This is a genomic window from Allobosea thiooxidans (assembly GCF_900168195.1).
Lineage (GTDB): Bacteria > Pseudomonadota > Alphaproteobacteria > Rhizobiales > Beijerinckiaceae > Allobosea > Allobosea thiooxidans.
In genome coordinates, this window is record NZ_FUYX01000008.1 from 144267 (window position 1) to 159923 (window position 15657).

Here is a 15657-nt window from a genome sequence, read left to right on the forward strand (position 1 = left end):
GCCGTCTTCGCTCAGGCCGAGGCGCGGCCGGCCTCGGCGAGGAGCGCCGAAGCCTGCATGGCCATGATGCGCTCCTCATTGGCCGCGATCACCTGGACCTCGAAGTCGCCGAGGAAGCGCAGGCGCTCGAGGATGGCCGCCCGGACCGGCGCGGCATGCTCGCCGATGCCTCCGGTGAAGACGAGGCCATCGATCCCACCCATGGCCGCCGCCATCGCGGCGGCGAACTGGGCGACCTTGAGCGCGAAATAGTCGAGGGCGAAACGCGCCTGCGGGTCGTCGCTCGCGAGCAGCGTCTCGACGTCGTTGCTCAGCCCGGACAGGCCGAGCAGGCCCGAGCGCTCATAAAGGGCGGCCGAGACCTCTTCGGAGCTCATGCCGAGCGCCTGCAGCATGTAGAGCATCGCGCCGGGGTCGAGCGCCCCGCAGCGCGTCCCCATCGGCAGGCCGTCGAGCGCGGTCATGCCCATGGTGGTGTCGACGCTGCGGCCGCCGCTGATGGCGCAGAGGCTGGCGCCGTTGCCGAGATGGGCCGCGACGACGCGTCCGGCATGGAGGACGGGGTGCCGCTCCGCCAGCACGCTCGCGACCCATTCATAGGACAGGCCGTGGAAGCCGTAGCGGCGAATGCCCTGGTCGCGCAGGCTCTTCTCGAGGGCGAAGTGATGCGTCAGCGGTCCGTGGCAGGCGTGGAAGGCGGTGTCGAAGCAGGCGATGTTGGGGATCGCGCCGAGGAGGCGCCGGGCGGCCGCGACGGCGGCGAGATTATGTGGCTGGTGGAGCGGCGCCAGCGGCGAGAGGCGCGTCAGTGCATCGAAGACGGCGGGGGTGATCACGGTCGGCGCGGCATAGCTTTCGCCACCATGCACGATGCGGTGCGCCACGGCGCGCATGCGCCAGCCGTCGTCGTGGCGGTCGACGAAGGCGAGAACGGCTCTGAGCGCCGTGTCGTGGTCGCAGGCGGGCTGCAGCGCGACGCGCTCGCGCGTGCCGTCCGCGAGGCTCGCATCCATGGTCGGGGCTTCCTCCCCGAGGCGCACGGCCTTGCCGCGCGCCAGCACGCTGAGGTCGTCGCTGCGGAAGACCTGGAACTTCAGGCTGGAGGAGCCGGCGTTGAGGACGAGGATGGTGTCGATCACTTGATCTGCCCCGTGCGGCGCGCCTCGGCCAGGAGCACGGCGAGGACGCAGGAAAGCAGGCGCGCGCGCAGATTGTCGGCGCGGCTCGTCAGGATGATCGGCACCCGCGCGCCGAGCACGATGCCGGCGGCGTCGGCGCCGCCGAGGAAGGTGAGCTGCTTGGCCAGCATGTTGCCGGCCTCGATCTCAGGCACGAGCAGGATGTCGGCATGGCCGGCGACGGCCGAGACGATGCCCTTCTCCTTGGCTGCCGCGGCGCTGATCGCGTTGTCGAAGGCGAGCGGCCCGTCGACATGGGCGCCGGTGATCTGGCCGCGATCGGCCATCTTCGAGAGCGCGGCGGCATCGAGCGTCGCGTCCATGCGCGGGTTGACGGTCTCGACCGCCGCCAGCACCGCGACCTTCGGCAGGTCGTCGCCGCCGCCGAGCGCGACATGCCAGAGATTGACGGCGTTCTGGACGATGTCGGCCTTGGTGGCGAGGTCGGGCGAGATGTTGACCGCCGCATCGGTGATGATGAAGGGCTTGGGGTAGCTCTCGATATGCATGACGAAGGCATGCGAGATGCGCCGCTCGGTCCGCAGGCCGGATTCGGCATGCACGACGGCGCCGAGAAGCTCGTCGGTGTGCAGCGAGCCCTTCATCAGCGCTCCGAGCTCGCCGGCGGCCGCCAGCGAGACGGCCTTGGCCGCCGCCTCATGGCTGTGCTCGGTGTCGATGACCGGCCAGGGCGAGATGTCGATGCCGGCCTCCAGCGCCGCGGCATGGATGCGCGCGGCCGGGCCGATCAGGACCGGCTCGATCAGCTGCTCGCTGACCGCATCGGCGATGGCCTCGATCACATTGGCCTTGACGGGATGCACCACCCCGGTGCGCACCGCCGGGAGGTCCTCGCAGCGGCCGAGGGCGAGCTGGAAATATTCGGAGGCGGACAGCGTCGTCATGGCGCGGGAGGCTCCGGGGCGCGGGGAGGTTTCGGATGCGGGGCGATGCGGGCGGGCCTAGCTCTGCCGGCCGATCCAGCGGGCGATTCCGGGCCAGGTCTCGCCAAGCGTCTTGCGGCCCATGAACAGGCCGATATGGCCGCCGGGCACCAGCTTCTGCTCGATCTTCTTCTTCGGCGTGCCGACGAGATCCTCCGCCGCGAAGACCTGCTCGCGCGTGGTGATGTCGTCCTCCGCGCCGGCCAGGAGATAGACCGGGCAGGTCACGTCCTTCAGGCTGAGGCGCCGGCCGAGGCCGACGAACTCGCCCTTGGCGAAGCGGTTCTCCTTGAAGATCTGCTCGATGGCCTGGAGGTAGTAGACACCGGGCAGGTCGAGCGGATTCTCGTACCAGGCCGCGAAGGTCTCGGTCCGGTCGAGATAGTTCTTGTCGGCGATGTTCTGGTAGAGCCGGACGAACTTGTCGACGTAGTGCTCGGACGGATGCATGTTCTTCCAGCCTGCGAGCATGAAGCGGCCCGGCATCAGCCCGCGGCCCGTGCGCACCATGGCGCGATAGCTCTTGAGCGGCATGGTCTTGGCCATCTGCTTGATCGGCCCGTCGCCGGCATCGGCGTCGATCGGCGCGCCGGCCAGGACGAGCGACTTCACCTTGTGCGGGAAGCGGGAAGCGAGCATCGCGCTCAGCCAGCCGCCCTGGCAGAGGCCGACGAGATGCACGACGCCGCCGAGATCGTCGATCGCGGCGTTGAGCTCGGCCAGATAGGTGTCGATGCTGAAATAGCGCATCTCCTGCGTCGCCGGCTTCCAGTCGGTGACGAGGACATGGTCGAGGCCGTTGGCGAGCAGCGTCTCGACGAGGCTCTGGCCCTTGTCGTAGTCGGCGATGGTGGCGCCGTGCCCGGCATAGGGCGCGTCGACCAGGACGGGGACGCCGCCGGCTTTCGCCCTGCCGAATTCGCGCAGCCGCATCGTCGCCAGGTCGAGACGCACCGTGTTGGGCGTCGCCCAGTCGGGCGGCGGGGGGCGGGTGATCTTCACCGCCTCGGTGAGGAAGTCGAGGTTGCGCTCGGTCAGGCGCAGGGCGGCGTCGACCGGCCAGAACCAGGGCAGGGTGAGCTCATCGGAGCCGCTCGCCGGCTGGTGGGTTGCCTTGGTCGCGTTGCGGCTGGTGGCCATGGTCGAAGCACCCGCTTTCTCGATCGGCAGCGAAAGGTAGACAGCCGATCCTGCCGAGGCAACCGCGACAGCCTTGCGACAGGTCAAACCTCGCCAGCGATGCGCGGCGTCGGGACGGTCGCTCTTGCGTGGCCAGGCTCCATCGGGCCGACCAGCGTACGCAAGGCGTTGACGATCACGGCGATGTCGATGCCCTGCTGCAGGAAGGCCCCGGCGACGGGCGGGATGTAGCCGAAGGCGGCGAAGATCATCGCAATGCCGGAGAGGCCGAGGCCGACGACGATGCTCTGCAGCGCGATCGCCCGCGTCCGCTGCGCGATTGAAACCGCTTCCGCGACGCGGTCGATCCGGTCGACGAGGATCACGACATCGGCGGCCTCGGAGGAGGCGGTCGCGCCGCGGGCGCCCATCGCCACGCCGACATTGGCGGCGGCCAGCGCCGGGGCGTCGTTGAGGCCGTCCCCGATCATCACGGTCGGCTGCCGGGCCTGCTCGGCGGCGACGGCGGCGACCTTTTCCGCCGGGCTGCAATCGGCCCGGACCTCGTCGATGGCGAGCTGGGCGGCGACCGCCTGCGCCGTCTCGGCGTCGTCCCCGGTCACCATCAGGATGCGACTGACGCCAGCCGCGTGCAGGCGTTGCAAGGTGGCGGCGGCGTCGGCGCGCACCGCGTCCGCCATGGCGAGGAACCCGACCGGCTTGCCCTCGACGGCGATGAAGACGGCGAGCGCCGCCGCCATGTCGCCGCTCGTCCCGGCCGATGCCGCCCAGGGGGGAAGGGGCCCGTCGCCCAGCACGAGGCGGCGCGAGCCGGCGCGGACATGCCGGCCGTCCACGACGCCTTCGAGGCCGGAGCCGCGATATTCCCGCACCGCGGTCGGCTGGGACAGGGGCAGGCGCTTCTGATGCGCCAGCGTGACCAGCGTCTCGGCGAGGACATGGTGCGAGGCCTGCTCGAGCGAGGCGACGAGGCGCAGGATCTCGCCCGGCTCGACCTCCGGCGCCGTGTCCAGCGCGATCAGCCGGGCGCCGCCCTCGGTCAGGGTGCCGGTCTTGTCGAAGATCGCGGTGCGGACCTGGCCGAGCGCCTCGATGGCGGAGCTGCCCTTCATCAGGATGCCGGAGCGGGCGGCGCGCGAGACGCCGCCGATGAAGGCGACCGGCGCGGCGAGGATCAGCGGGCAGGGCGTGGCGACGACGAGCACCGCGAGCGCGCGGATCGGATCACCCGAGAGCCACCAGGCCAAGCCGGCGACGATCAGCGTCGCCGGCAGGAGCAGCAGCGCGAAGCGATCGGCCATGCGGATGAAGGGCGCCTTCGCGGTCTGCGCCGCCTCCACCATCCGGACGATGCCGGCATAGGTGCTCTCATGCGCCGCCGCCGAGGCGCGGTAGCGGAAGGCCTCGCCGGCATTGACGGTGCCGCTGCGCAGCGCCTCGCCGCGCGCCCTCGTCTCCGGCAGGGGCTCGCCGGTGACGGCGGATTCGTCCAGCTTGGCACGGGCATCGAGCAGTTCGCCGTCGACCGGCAGCAATTCGCCGGCGCGGACCAACAGCTCGTCGCCGGGCGCGACGTCCTCGGCGGCGATATCGACCAGGCCGCCGGCCTCCTGGCGGTGGGCGATGCGCGGTGTCCGGTCGCGCAGCGAGCGCAGCTCGCGCTCGGCCCGGCCGCGCGCATAGTCCTCCAGCAGGTTGCCGCCGGAATACATCATGGCGACGACCGCGCCGGCGAGCGGTTCGCCCATGGCGATGGACGCGATCATCGCCACGAGCGCGATCGCATCGACGCCAAGTCGCCCGGCCAGCATGTCCCGCAGCATCGAGACCGCGAGCGCCACCGCGACCGGAATGGTGGCGGCCGTCCAGATCTGGTCCGGCGACCAGCCTCCTCCGAAGCGGTCGACGAAAAATCCGGCGACGGCGCCGGCCAGCGCGATGGCGAACAGGCTCAGATGGATGACCATGTCAGGCATCGGGGCCGCTCCGGTTTCGCCTCTTGCCGGTCTCGTTCATGCGAAGATCACCTTGCGGAAGCGGGCGAGCGCGAAGGCGAAATAGGCCGTCCCGATCGCGATGATCTTGGCGATCTCGGGCCAGACCACGTCGAACCCGGCGCCGCGATAGAGCACGCCCTGCGAGAAGGAGACGAAATGCGGCGTCGGGCTGAAGATCTGCATGATCCATTGCAGCCAGACCGGCATGCTCTCCATCGGCGTCGTCGCGCCCGAGAGCAGCTGGGTGACGACGAAGACCGGGATGGCGAGCAGGCCGAACTGCCCCATCGTTGTCGCCAGCGTGCCGAGCAGGATGCCGAGCGCCGCCACCGAGAAGGCGTAGATCGCGGTTCCGACGACGAAGAGCAGGAGCGAGCCGGTGATCGGGACGCCGAGCGCCCATTCGACGACGAGCACGAGCGAGGCCACAGCCGCGACCAGGATGACGAGTGCATTCGCCACCATCTTGGCGAGCATGATCTCGACGGGCGTGACCGGCATCACCAGCAGATGCTCGACCGTGCCCTGCTCGCGCTCGCGGATCAGCGCCGCGCCGGTGAGGATGATGGTCAGCAGGGTGACGTTGTTGAGCACCTGCATGACCGAGCTGAACCAGCCCGAGTCGAGATTGGGGTTGAAGCGGGCCCGCACCACCAGATTGATCGGCAACGAGGTGGCCGTCTCGCGCCCGGCCTGACGGTTCGCGATCTCCTGGGCGATGATCTGCTGGATGTAGACCGTGCCGTTTCCGGCCTGGGTCATCGCGGTGGCGTCGATGTTGAGCTGCAGCGCCGCCTGCCGCCCGGCTTGCAGGTCGGCCTGGAAGTTGGGCGGGATCTCGAGCACGAAGACGAGCCGCCCCGAATTCATCTCGTCGTCGATCTGGTTGGCGGCGATGCGCTTCGAGACCTTGAAGAGCGGCGGGCCGAAGGCACCGAGCAGGCTGCGCGAGAAATCCGACTGGTCCTCGTCGACGATGCCGATGGTGAGGTCGCGCGCCTCGAGCTTCACGCCGGTCGCCACCGTGTAGACGGCGATGCTGAAGGTGTAGACCACCAGCACCAGCATGATCGGGTCGGCCCGCAGGCTGCGCAGCTCCTTGACGACGAGGCGCAGGATGTTCTGGAGATGGATGACGAGCGCGGCCATCTCAGCTCTCCTGCTTGCGTAGCGCCAGCTGGGCGACGACGAGGAACAGCAGGAAGAAGAAGGCCAGCATCACCAGATTGGGCCAGAGCTCGGCCGGACCGAGCCCCTTGGTGAAGACGCCGACGCTGACCGGCTGGTACCAGGCCGGCGGGAAGCTCATGCCGATGATCCGGCCGCCGCCCGACAGCGACGCGACTGGGACCATCAGGCCGGAGAAGTTGACGGCCGGGATGATCGACAGGATTGCGGTCGCGAAGACGGCCGCCACCTGCGTGCGGGTGAAGCTCGAGATGAGCTGGCCGAAGCCGGTCGTGGCGGAGACGTAGAACAGCGTCGCGAGCACCAGCACCCAGGCGGAGCCCTTGATCGGCACCTGGAAGACGAACAGCGCGATCAGCACCAGCATCGCGAAGCTGATCATCGCGATGGCGATATAGGGCAGCTGCTTGCCGAACAGGAACTCGAAGCGGCTGATCGGCGTCGACCGGAAATTGGCGATCGAGCCGGTCTCCTTCTCGCGGACCACGCCGATCGCCGACATGATCGCCGGGATCAGGATCAGCATCAGCATGATCACGCTCGGCACCATCGCGTTGGCGCTCTTGAAGTCCTGGTTGTAGCGGAAGCGGGTCTCGATCGTGACGGCCGCCGGAGCATGGCTCGACGCGGCATTGCTGGCTGTGAAGCTCTGCGCGTACTGGGCCGCCAGGCCGGTGACGTAGCCGCGCGTCGTCTCGGCCCGGAACGGCATGGCGCCGTCGAGCCAGACCGAGAGCTCGGGTGCCCGCCCGCCCTGCAGGTCGCGGCCGAAGGAGGGCGGGATCTCGATCGCGAGCTGGAGCTCGCCGCTCCTGAGGCGCTCGTCCAGCTCGGCTGCCGAGCGGATGGGCGGGCGCTCCTCGAAATAGCGCGAGCTGGAGAATGCCTCGACCAGCTGGCGGCTCTCCATCGTGTTGTCCTGGTCGTAGGCCGCGAACTTCAGGTTCTCGACGTCGAAGGAGATGCCGAAGCCGAAGGCGAGCATCAGCAGCAGCGGCCCCAGGAAGGCGAAGCTCAGCCGGATCGGGTCGCGCAGCAGCTCCATGGTCTCGCGCCGCGTGCAGGCCCAGAGCCGCCGCGGATCGAAGCGCCGCGCGGGCGGCGCCGGCTGGCTCGCGGCGGCAGGCACCGTATCGGCCTCCACCGGGGTGTCCTCGATGCCTGACGCCTCCTTCAGATAGGCGATGAAGGATTCCTCCAGCGTATCGACGCCGCGCTTCTGCACGAGCTCCTGCGGCGTGCCGACGGCGAGCACCTTGCCGGCATGCATGAAGGAGATGCGGTCGCAGCGCTCCGCCTCGTTCATGAAATGGGTCGAGAGGAAGATGGTGACGCCGTCGTCGCGCGAGAGGTCGATCAGCGTGCGCCAGAAGGCGTCGCGCGCGATCGGGTCGACGCCGGAGGTCGGCTCGTCGAGGATCAGCATGGCCGGCCGGTGCAGGACGGCGACGGCGAGCTGCAGGCGCTGGCGGATGCCGAGCGGCAGGCCGTCGGGCCGGTCGTCGGCGACGTCCTCGAGGTCGAAACGGGTCAGGAGCTCGGCGATCCGGCCCGGGATCTCGGCCGGCGGCAGGTGGTAGAGCTGGGCATGCAGCAGCAGGTTCTGCCGGACCGTCAGCTCGCTGTAGAGCGAGAAGGCCTGCGACATGTAGCCGACGCGGCGGCGCGTCTCCATGTCGTCGGCGGCGAGCGGCTGGCCGAAGAGCTTGGCCGTGCCTTCGCTGGCCGGCAGCAGCCCGGTCAGCATCTTCATGGTCGTCGACTTGCCGCAGCCATTCGAGCCGAGGAAGCCGAAGATCTCGCCGCGCCCGATGCGGAAGCTGACATGGTCGACCGCGACGAAATCGCCGAAGCGCCGCGTCAGCCCCTCGGCCTCGATCGCGGGCGTGGCGTCGTCGCTGGCGGTGCGCGGGCGCAGCACGACCTCGCGATGCTGCGCGCGCTTGGCCTCCGGCAGCAGGGCGACGAAGGCGGCTTCCAGCGTGGCTTGCCCAGCCGTCTTCCGCAGCTCGTCGGGCGTGCCGGTGGCGATCGCCTTGCCGTCGTCCATCGCCACGAGCCAGTCGAAGCGCTCGGCCTCCTCCATATAGGCGGTAGCGACGATGACGCTCATGCCGGGCCGACGGGCGCGGATGGTGTCGATCAGGTCCCAGAACTGGCCGCGCGAGAGCGGATCGACGCCGGTCGTCGGTTCGTCGAGGACGAGCAGGTCGGGGTCGTGGATCAGCGCGCAGCAGAGCGAGAGCTTCTGCTTCATGCCGCCGGAGAGCTTGGCGGCAGGCCGGCCCTCGAAGGGGTCGAGCCCCGTCGCCCTGAGCAGCTCGTCGATGCGGCCGCGGCGCTCGGCGGCGTCCTGCCCGAAGAGCCGCGCGTGGAAGTCGATGTTCTCGAAGACCGAGAGGGTGGGGTAGAGGTTTCGCCCCAGCCCCTGCGGCATGTAGGCGATGCGCCCGCGCCTGGCCTCGCGCTCGGCCTTGACGCCGAGATCGCCGTCGAGCGCGTGGACGCGGCCTGCCTGGATCGCGCGGACGCCGGCGATGAGCGCGAGCAGGGTCGACTTGCCGACGCCGTCCGGCCCGATCACGCCGATCATGCGGCCGGCGGGGATATCGAGCGTCAGATCGTCGAGGGCGAGGACGCGGCCGTAACGATGCGTGACCGCCGCCAGCCGGGCAGCGAGCGCGGGCTGCGTCATGGCAGCTTCACGGCGAGGGATTCGGGCCACTTCGCCTTGGGCGAGGTGCGGACGAAGCCGAGACCGCGTACGCCGGTCTTGACCTGTCGATGGTACTTGGCGAGCAGGTCGCGATCGACCTGGAGCTTGGCGCGGAAGACGAGCTTCTCGCGCTCCTCGGCGGTCTCGACCGCCTTCGGCGTGAACTGCGCATCGGCGGCGACGAAGCTGACCGTCGCGGGAATGACGTATTGCGGCACGGGATCGAGGATGATGCGGGCCTCGTCGCCCAACGCCAGCAGCCCGGCCTGCGCGGCCGGCAGGTAGATCGTCATGTAGACGTCCGACAGGTCGAGGATGGTGATGACGCGCGTGCCGGCTGCGACGACCTCGCCGGTGCGGGCGAGCTGGTACTGGACGCGCCCGCTGCGCGGCGCCACCAGCACGAGATCGACCAGGATCGCCCTGATCTGCTCGGCATCGGCCTCGGAGGCGTGGATGGCGAACTGGGCCTGGTCACGCTGCGCCTGGGCGGCCCGCAGGGCGGCGTCGGTGGCGTCGGCCTTGGCCGAGCGCTGGTCGAAGACCTGCTTGCTGAGATAGCCCTTCTCGACCAGCTCCTTGCCGCGCTCGGCGTCGGTCCGGGCCAGGATCTGGTCGCTCTTGCGCTGGGCGATCAGGGCCTCCGCCTCGGCCAGCGCCTGGCGCGCGCGCAGGACCTGGGCCTCGGCGGCGCGCAGCTGCGCCTGGTATTCCGGGGAGGCGATGCGGGCGATCACCTGTCCGGCCGTGACCTCATCGCCTTCCTTGACCGTCACTTCGGAAAGGCGCCCGGCATATTTCGAGGAGACGTCGACCTGCGTCGCCTCGATGCGGCCATTGGTCTTGACGATGCCCTCCGGCATCGCGTCGCCGCGCAGCCGGTCGATCAGGGCCTTGAGCCGCGATTGCGCCTGGGCCGCGGGCGGGCTCAGCAGGGGAGCGGCCAGGGCTACGGCCAGAATTGCGGCGAGGACGGGTCGAAAAGGGCGCATCGAGCGTCTCCAACGGCGGCGACGGGCTTGGGGCGTTTGATTCCCCACCGTCATAGCACGCCGTGTCGGCTGCAAGATCGATGCAGCCGACACGGCGCTTCCTCCCACCATAAGGGCGGGCCGGGGCCGTTGAAAGACATAGCCGCGCCGCGGTGTGGCTCAGCGATAGCTCTGCGGTGACAGCCCGCGGGCGAACCATTCGATGAAACCGACGATGTCGAAGACCGGCCGCCCGGTCGCCGCGGCGATGGCGGCGGAATGCGGCGGCAGGTTCGTGCACTCGCACAGGATCGCCCCGACATTCGGGTGGCGCTCGACCAGGGTGCGAGCGGCCGCGACGACTTCACGCTCCAGCTCCGCCGGGTCGGAGATGCCGCCGCGATTGCCGTAGACGCGGCGGAACAGGCTGTCCGGCGGCAGGCCCTCGATCGGCGTCTCGGCCCTCACCCCGACCGCGGCGAGGTGGCGGGGGCTCAGCGCCTCGGCGGCGAAGGTCAGGATGCCGACCTGCTGGCCCGCCGGCAGCATCGCCTCGATCAGCGGCGCCTGCAGCAGGCTGCTCGTCGCGACCGGAACGGGCAGGGCGGCCGCCAGCTCCTTCTGGAGCAGGGCGAGGAAGCCGCAGCTCGTGGTGATGCCGCGCACGCCGCAGGCGACGAGATCGAGCGCCGCCGCGATGAAGGGCTCGAGGAACACTTCGGGGCTGCCATGGACGATGGCGGCGGGGTCGGCGCCGCGCACGACGCGGAACTGCACCGGGAACGGCCAGGTGCGGGCGTTGCCGACATCGCCCGGCAGGCGGCGGAAATGGGTGTCGAGCATCAGCACGCCGATGCCGAGCTCATGGACGGGCGCCGTCCCGGGGCCGGGCAGGGTCACGATATCGCCTCCGTGCTCGAGTGATGGGCCTGTGCGGCGCCGTCGAAAAACCAGGCGAGGAACCGGTTCTCGCGCAGGAGGGCGAGCGGGATGTCCTCCTGCGCGTGGATGCCGGCGCCTGCGATCCGCTCTTGCCGCAGCAGGTCGAGGACCGCGGCGACATGCGAGGCGGCGGTGCGCCGCATGGCGCCGATCGGGACGCCGCCCGTCAAGGCGGGCTCGACGACGCGCCGGAAATGCTTCTTGGCGTCGGCCCGCCCACGGGGCGTCGCGCTGATCGCGATGAGGAGCTGGTCGTCCGGCACGTCGGGCAGTGCGTTGAGGAACAGGTTGCGCAGCATATAGACGCGCTCGCGCAGCTTCATCTCGTCGAGCAGGAAGGCCATGCAGTCGGCATGGCCGGGATAGCGGATCGTGCGGGAGACCAGGCTGGAGACCTTTCCGGCGAGGCGCCGGCACAGCGTCGCCGGAATGTTGCCGGAGACGAAGACCTCGTAGTCCCGCTCGCGCAGGCAAAGCGGCTCGCGCCGCGACAGCGGATCGAGCAGGGCTTCCCGCCCGTCGATCAGGGCCAGAGAGGGGCGCGTATATTCGCGCAGCGTCGCGTCGACGTCCCATATCAGCCCGTAGCCGAGGCGGCCGACCGGCCGGGGCGGCAGGCTGCCGATGCGGACGTCGATATCGGCCGGGGCCGTGCTTTGCGCGGCGAGATCGAGCACCAGCGACGAGACCAGGCCCGGCGAGATGCCGCACTGCGCGACGAAGCTGCCCTGCGCCGCATCGGCCTCGCGGCGGACCGCTTCCAGCGCGGCGCCGTCGTCGCCGAGATCGAGGTAGTGCGTGCCGCTGCGCCGCGCCGCGGCCGCGACGAGGGGCGTCGCGGAGCTGGGCACCGCCGCCACCACAGCGTCGGCGCCGGCGAGGATCCTGTCGAGATGCGCGGCGTTGCTGGGGTCGACCTCGGCGAAGGGCAAGGCGAGGCCCTCGGCCCGCCGCCGGGCCGGCTCGGTCGGGTCGACGAGCAGGATTTCGAATTCGGGCGTCTCGCGCAGGAGCAGCCCGAGCGCGGTGCCGATCCGGCCGGCGCCGACGATCACCACCCGGAACGGCCGGGGCCGGCTGGCGCTGGCGTCAGCCATGGAAGCGGGCGAGGAACGTCTTGAGACGCTCGTTGTCGGGATTGCGGAGAATCCCGTCGGGGCTGCCCTGCTCGGCGATGCGCCCACCCTCCATGAAGACGACGCGGTCCGAGACATCGGCCGCGAAGGAGATCTCGTGGGTGACGATCACCATCGTCATGCCCTGCTCGGCGAGGCCGCGCACGACGCCCAGCACCTCGCCGACGAGCTCGGGATCGAGCGCGCTGGTGATCTCGTCGAGCAGCAGCGCGTCCGGCTGCATCGTCAGGGCGCGGGCGATGGCGACGCGCTGCTTCTGGCCGCCCGAGAGCTGGTCCGGCCGGGCGTCGCGCTTCTCGGCGAGGCCGACCTTGGCGATGTAGTCCATCGCGATGTCGACCGCCTCCTTCCGCGGCTTGCGCTGGACGGTGGTGGGGCCCTCGATGACGTTCTCCAGCACGCTCATATGCGGGAACAGGTTGAAGTGCTGGAACACCATGCCGACATGGCGGCGCAGCTCGCCCTGACCGAGGCGATCGCCCTTGCCGCGGAAGCTGGAGCCAACCTGCCGGCCGCGGAAGCGGATCTCGCCGGCGTCGGGCGCTTCCAGCATGTTCATGCAGCGGATGAAGGTCGACTTGCCCGAGCCCGACGGGCCGATGATCGAGACGACCTCGCCGCCGGCCAGGGCCAGATCGATGCCGTGCAGGACGGTGAGCGCGCCGAAGCGCTTGACGATGCCGCGGGCCTCGAGAACGGTTTCGGGCGCGGCGGGCGTGGAAACGGATGTCATGGCTGGTTCTCGCTCAATGGCCGCCGCGCGTCCGGCTCTCGACGATGTCGGCGAACTTCGTGATCGGGAACAGGATGGCGAAATAGAGCACCGCAAGGACGGTGTAGGATTCCAGCGGGCGATAGGTCTGCCCGTTGACGATGCTCGCCATGTAGGTGAGCTCGGCCACCGAGATCACCGAAATCAGCGAGGTGTTCTTGAACTGCGTGACCGACTGGTTGATGAAGGCCGGCATCATCCGGCGGATCGCCTGCGGCAGCACGATGCGCCGCATCACCTGCCAGCCCGACATGCCGATCGCCGCGCCCGCTTCCGACTGGCCGCGGTCGATCGAGACGATGCCACCCCGGAAGACCTCGGCATAGAAGGCCGCGGCATAGAGCGAGAGCGTGATCAGCGCCGCCGCCCAGTTGGCCAGGTCGAAGCCGAGCAGCAGCGGCAGGGCGTAGTAGATCCACAACAGCTGCACCAGCAGCGGCGTGCAGCGGAAGAGTTCCTGGAAGCCCTGCGCCAGCCAGTTCAGCGGCCCGATGCCGGACAGCCGCGCGAAGCACAGGAGCAGCCCGAGGACCAGCCCGATCGCGATCGAGCTTACCGTGTAGAGGATGGTGATCCACGCGCCCCAGAGAAACAGATCGGCCGATTGGGCGATCGGGGCGAAGCTCCATGTGTACATGTCCTGCCAGCCTTTCGTGAAAGCGGCCCGCGAACAGGATGCGAAGACGCGCGAGCGCCTTTCGCCCTTATCCTGCTCTCCGATATTGGGTGAGAGATGGCTTCAGGTTCCGGATGGATGGTCTTGTGATTCCATCCGAAACCGTCCGGCTCCGGCGGGCCGCCGCTGCTTCAGCCGCCGAAGCCGAAGCCTTCCGGCATGTCGTCGAGCGTGATGCCGAAGGGGGCCAGGCTCTTCACGATCCAGGTCTGGTTGTTGCCGATGCGGCGGTTGTACTCCGCCCAGGCCGAGATGAAGGCGCGCGACTTCTCGTCGGCCTTCCAGTTCATGGCGACCACGGAGGGCGTCGACAGGACCGGAGACGGCACCAGAACCTTGCCGATGCCGCTCGCCTTCTTGGTCATCACCAGCCCGTTCAGCATGGTGTTGACCAGGCCGTCGGCCTTGCCGCTGACCACCGCCACGATGGCCTCGTCGCGGGACTTGAAGCGCAGCATCTTGGCCTTGGGCAGGTATTGCTGGGCGATCAGGTCCTGCGAGGAGCCGAGATCGACCGCGAAGGTGTATTTCGGGTCGTCGAGCTCGGCCCAGCTCAGCTTCGAAAGCTCGGCCTTGGGCGAGACGATGACGAAGCTGTTGAAATAGGTCGGGGCCGAGAAGGCGACCGAGAGCGCCCGCTGCGGCGTGGCGGTGACGCCGAGCGCGAGGTCGGCCTTGCCGCTCTGCACGTCGAGGATCGAGTTCGGCCAGCTCGACTCGACGACCTCCAGCTTGACGCCGAGGGTGTTGGCGATGTCGCGGGCCATCTCGATGGCGAAGCCGCGCCACTCACCCGTCCGCGGGTCCTTGTTGAAATAGGGGTCCTCGTTGATGATCCCCGGAATGCGCAGGACGCCGCGCGCGCGGACGGCCTCGATGGTGTCCTCGGCCTGAACCGGGGATTGCAGGGCCAGCCATCCCAGGCCCGCAGCGCAGATGGCGCGAATAATCGATTTCATGAGCTTTCCACTCCGTTCCCTTGCCGATATGTTCGGTCTTGCTCTGGTCGTTCGGACGAGCAGAGCCTATGCGACGCACTTGCGCGGACAATGCGAGAGTAGGGCGTCCTCCTACCGGTTTTCTTATATGTTCGCCCGGGCCTCGAAGGATTGCAGGCTTGCTTCCAGCGCCTTGCGGTTCTCGGGACGCAGGGGCGCGAGCGGGGCGCGCAGCTCCGGCCCGATCAGGCCGGTCCGCGCCAGCGCGGTCTTCACCGGCACCGGATTGCTCTCGATGAAGAGATGGCCGACGAGGTCGAACAGCGCCTCGTGGATACGGCGGGCCTCGGCCGGCCGACCCTCGGCCCAGGCCCGGCAGAGGGCGGCGACCTCAGCCGGCAGGAGGTTCGAGGCGACGCTGGTGACCCCGTCGGCGCCGACCGCCAGGAAGGGCAGGGTTAGGCCGTCATCGCCGGAATGGATCACGAAATCGGCGCCCAGCGCCTGCCGCAGCTCGGTGATGCGCTCGGCCTTCCCGCCGGCCTCCTTGATGCCGACGATATGGGGATGGGCCTGCGCCAGCCGCGCGGCCGTTGCCGGCGCGATCTCGACGCCGGTGCGCCCCGGCACGCTGTAGAGCATGATCGGCAGGTCGACCGCCTCGGCGATGGCGGAGAAGTGGTCGAACAGCCCGTCCTGAGACGGCTTGTTGTAGTAGGGCGTCACCAGCAGGATGCCGTCGGCGCCGAGTGCCTGGGCCCGCTTCGCCTTGGCGATGGCGAGCCGCGTCGCGTTCGAGCCGGCCCCGGCCATGACGAAGGCGCGGCCGGAAGCGGCCTTCACGGTGACGCGGATGACCTCCTCGGCCTCCTCGTCGCTCAGCGTCGCCGCCTCGCCGGTGGTACCGACCGGGACCAGCCCGGCGACCCCGGCAGCGAGCTGCGCGGCGATCAGCTTCTCGAGCGCCGGCACGTCGACGGTACCGTCACGGAACGGGGTGACGAGGGCGGTGAAGACGCCGCAGAGGCGCCGGCGCAGTTCGGGATCGATCATGTCCAT

General features: G+C 69.6%; 13 protein-coding genes. All 13 read right to left on the reverse strand.

Translation table 11 applies throughout. The features are described 5' to 3' along the window. Positions 1-11 precede the first annotated feature (11 nt). Entirely contained in the window at positions 12-1139 is a 1128-nt protein-coding gene (locus B5Y19_RS15665; protein WP_055727748.1) for an acetate/propionate family kinase, read from the reverse strand. Continuing rightward, complete coding sequence (locus B5Y19_RS15670) at positions 1136-2083, reverse strand: bifunctional enoyl-CoA hydratase/phosphate acetyltransferase (RefSeq protein ID WP_055727749.1); 948 nt, start codon at positions 2081-2083, stop codon at positions 1136-1138. Before B5Y19_RS15670 ends, B5Y19_RS15665 begins: the two co-directional genes overlap by 4 nt. A gap of 57 nt (positions 2084-2140) precedes the next feature. Next, the gene (locus B5Y19_RS15675; protein WP_079591701.1) at positions 2141-3262 is read right to left on the reverse strand and encodes an alpha/beta fold hydrolase; all 1122 of its coding nucleotides are present in this window, start codon (positions 3260-3262) and stop codon (positions 2141-2143) included. An 83-nt stretch (positions 3263-3345) separates the two neighbouring features. Then, a complete protein-coding gene (locus tag B5Y19_RS15680; protein WP_055727750.1) occupies positions 3346-5238 on the reverse strand; it encodes a heavy metal translocating P-type ATPase in 1893 nt (630 codons plus the stop codon). A gap of 36 nt (positions 5239-5274) precedes the next feature. Further along, positions 5275-6408, reverse strand: coding sequence for an ABC transporter permease (locus B5Y19_RS15685; protein ID WP_055727751.1), 1134 nt, complete (start codon positions 6406-6408; stop codon positions 5275-5277). 1 nt (position 6409) lies between these two features. Further along, complete coding sequence (gene rbbA / locus B5Y19_RS15690) at positions 6410-9142, reverse strand: ribosome-associated ATPase/putative transporter RbbA (RefSeq protein ID WP_055727752.1); 2733 nt, start codon at positions 9140-9142, stop codon at positions 6410-6412. Then, positions 9139-10155 carry an HlyD family secretion protein gene (locus B5Y19_RS15695; protein ID WP_055727753.1) on the reverse strand — a complete coding sequence of 339 codons (1017 nt, stop codon included), beginning with the start codon at positions 10153-10155 and terminating at the stop codon, positions 9139-9141. Before B5Y19_RS15695 ends, rbbA begins: the two co-directional genes overlap by 4 nt. A gap of 159 nt (positions 10156-10314) precedes the next feature. Further along, positions 10315-11034 (reverse strand): aspartate/glutamate racemase family protein, encoded by a 720-nt coding sequence (locus B5Y19_RS26470; RefSeq protein WP_244555607.1) that lies wholly within the window; start codon positions 11032-11034, stop codon positions 10315-10317. Next, positions 11031-12173 carry a saccharopine dehydrogenase family protein gene (locus B5Y19_RS26475; RefSeq protein ID WP_055727754.1) on the reverse strand — a complete coding sequence of 381 codons (1143 nt, stop codon included), beginning with the start codon at positions 12171-12173 and terminating at the stop codon, positions 11031-11033. The genes B5Y19_RS26470 and B5Y19_RS26475 overlap by 4 nt, the downstream gene beginning before the upstream one ends. Next, on the reverse strand, positions 12166-12945 hold the full coding sequence (locus B5Y19_RS15710; protein WP_055727755.1) for an amino acid ABC transporter ATP-binding protein: 780 nt from the start codon (positions 12943-12945) through the stop codon (positions 12166-12168). Before B5Y19_RS15710 ends, B5Y19_RS26475 begins: the two co-directional genes overlap by 8 nt. A gap of 13 nt (positions 12946-12958) precedes the next feature. Continuing rightward, entirely contained in the window at positions 12959-13621 is a 663-nt protein-coding gene (locus tag B5Y19_RS15715) for an amino acid ABC transporter permease (RefSeq protein ID WP_055727756.1), read from the reverse strand. Positions 13622-13791: 170 nt separating this feature from the next. Then, positions 13792-14619 carry a transporter substrate-binding domain-containing protein gene (locus tag B5Y19_RS15720; RefSeq protein WP_055727757.1) on the reverse strand — a complete coding sequence of 276 codons (828 nt, stop codon included), beginning with the start codon at positions 14617-14619 and terminating at the stop codon, positions 13792-13794. 123 nt (positions 14620-14742) lie between these two features. Then, positions 14743-15651 carry a 4-hydroxy-tetrahydrodipicolinate synthase gene (dapA, locus tag B5Y19_RS15725; protein ID WP_055727828.1) on the reverse strand — a complete coding sequence of 303 codons (909 nt, stop codon included), beginning with the start codon at positions 15649-15651 and terminating at the stop codon, positions 14743-14745. Positions 15652-15657 lie beyond the last annotated feature (6 nt).

Coding starts and splice junctions, on each gene's coding strand:
- B5Y19_RS15680 (WP_055727750.1), bottom strand. CDS start 5,238: ATGCCTGACATGGTCATCCATCTGAGCCTGTTCGCCATCGCGCTGGCC.
- B5Y19_RS15720 (WP_055727757.1), bottom strand. CDS start 14,619: ATGAAATCGATTATTCGCGCCATCTGCGCTGCGGGCCTGGGATGGCTG.
- B5Y19_RS26475 (WP_055727754.1), bottom strand. CDS start 12,173: ATGGCTGACGCCAGCGCCAGCCGGCCCCGGCCGTTCCGGGTGGTGATC.
- rbbA (WP_055727752.1), bottom strand. CDS start 9,142: ATGACGCAGCCCGCGCTCGCTGCCCGGCTGGCGGCGGTCACGCATCGT.
- B5Y19_RS15695 (WP_055727753.1), bottom strand. CDS start 10,155: ATGCGCCCTTTTCGACCCGTCCTCGCCGCAATTCTGGCCGTAGCCCTG.
- B5Y19_RS15685 (WP_055727751.1), bottom strand. CDS start 6,408: ATGGCCGCGCTCGTCATCCATCTCCAGAACATCCTGCGCCTCGTCGTC.
- B5Y19_RS15675 (WP_079591701.1), bottom strand. CDS start 3,262: ATGGCCACCAGCCGCAACGCGACCAAGGCAACCCACCAGCCGGCGAGC.
- dapA (WP_055727828.1), bottom strand. CDS start 15,651: ATGATCGATCCCGAACTGCGCCGGCGCCTCTGCGGCGTCTTCACCGCC.
- B5Y19_RS15670 (WP_055727749.1), bottom strand. CDS start 2,083: ATGACGACGCTGTCCGCCTCCGAATATTTCCAGCTCGCCCTCGGCCGC.
- B5Y19_RS15715 (WP_055727756.1), bottom strand. CDS start 13,621: ATGTACACATGGAGCTTCGCCCCGATCGCCCAATCGGCCGATCTGTTT.
- B5Y19_RS15710 (WP_055727755.1), bottom strand. CDS start 12,945: ATGACATCCGTTTCCACGCCCGCCGCGCCCGAAACCGTTCTCGAGGCC.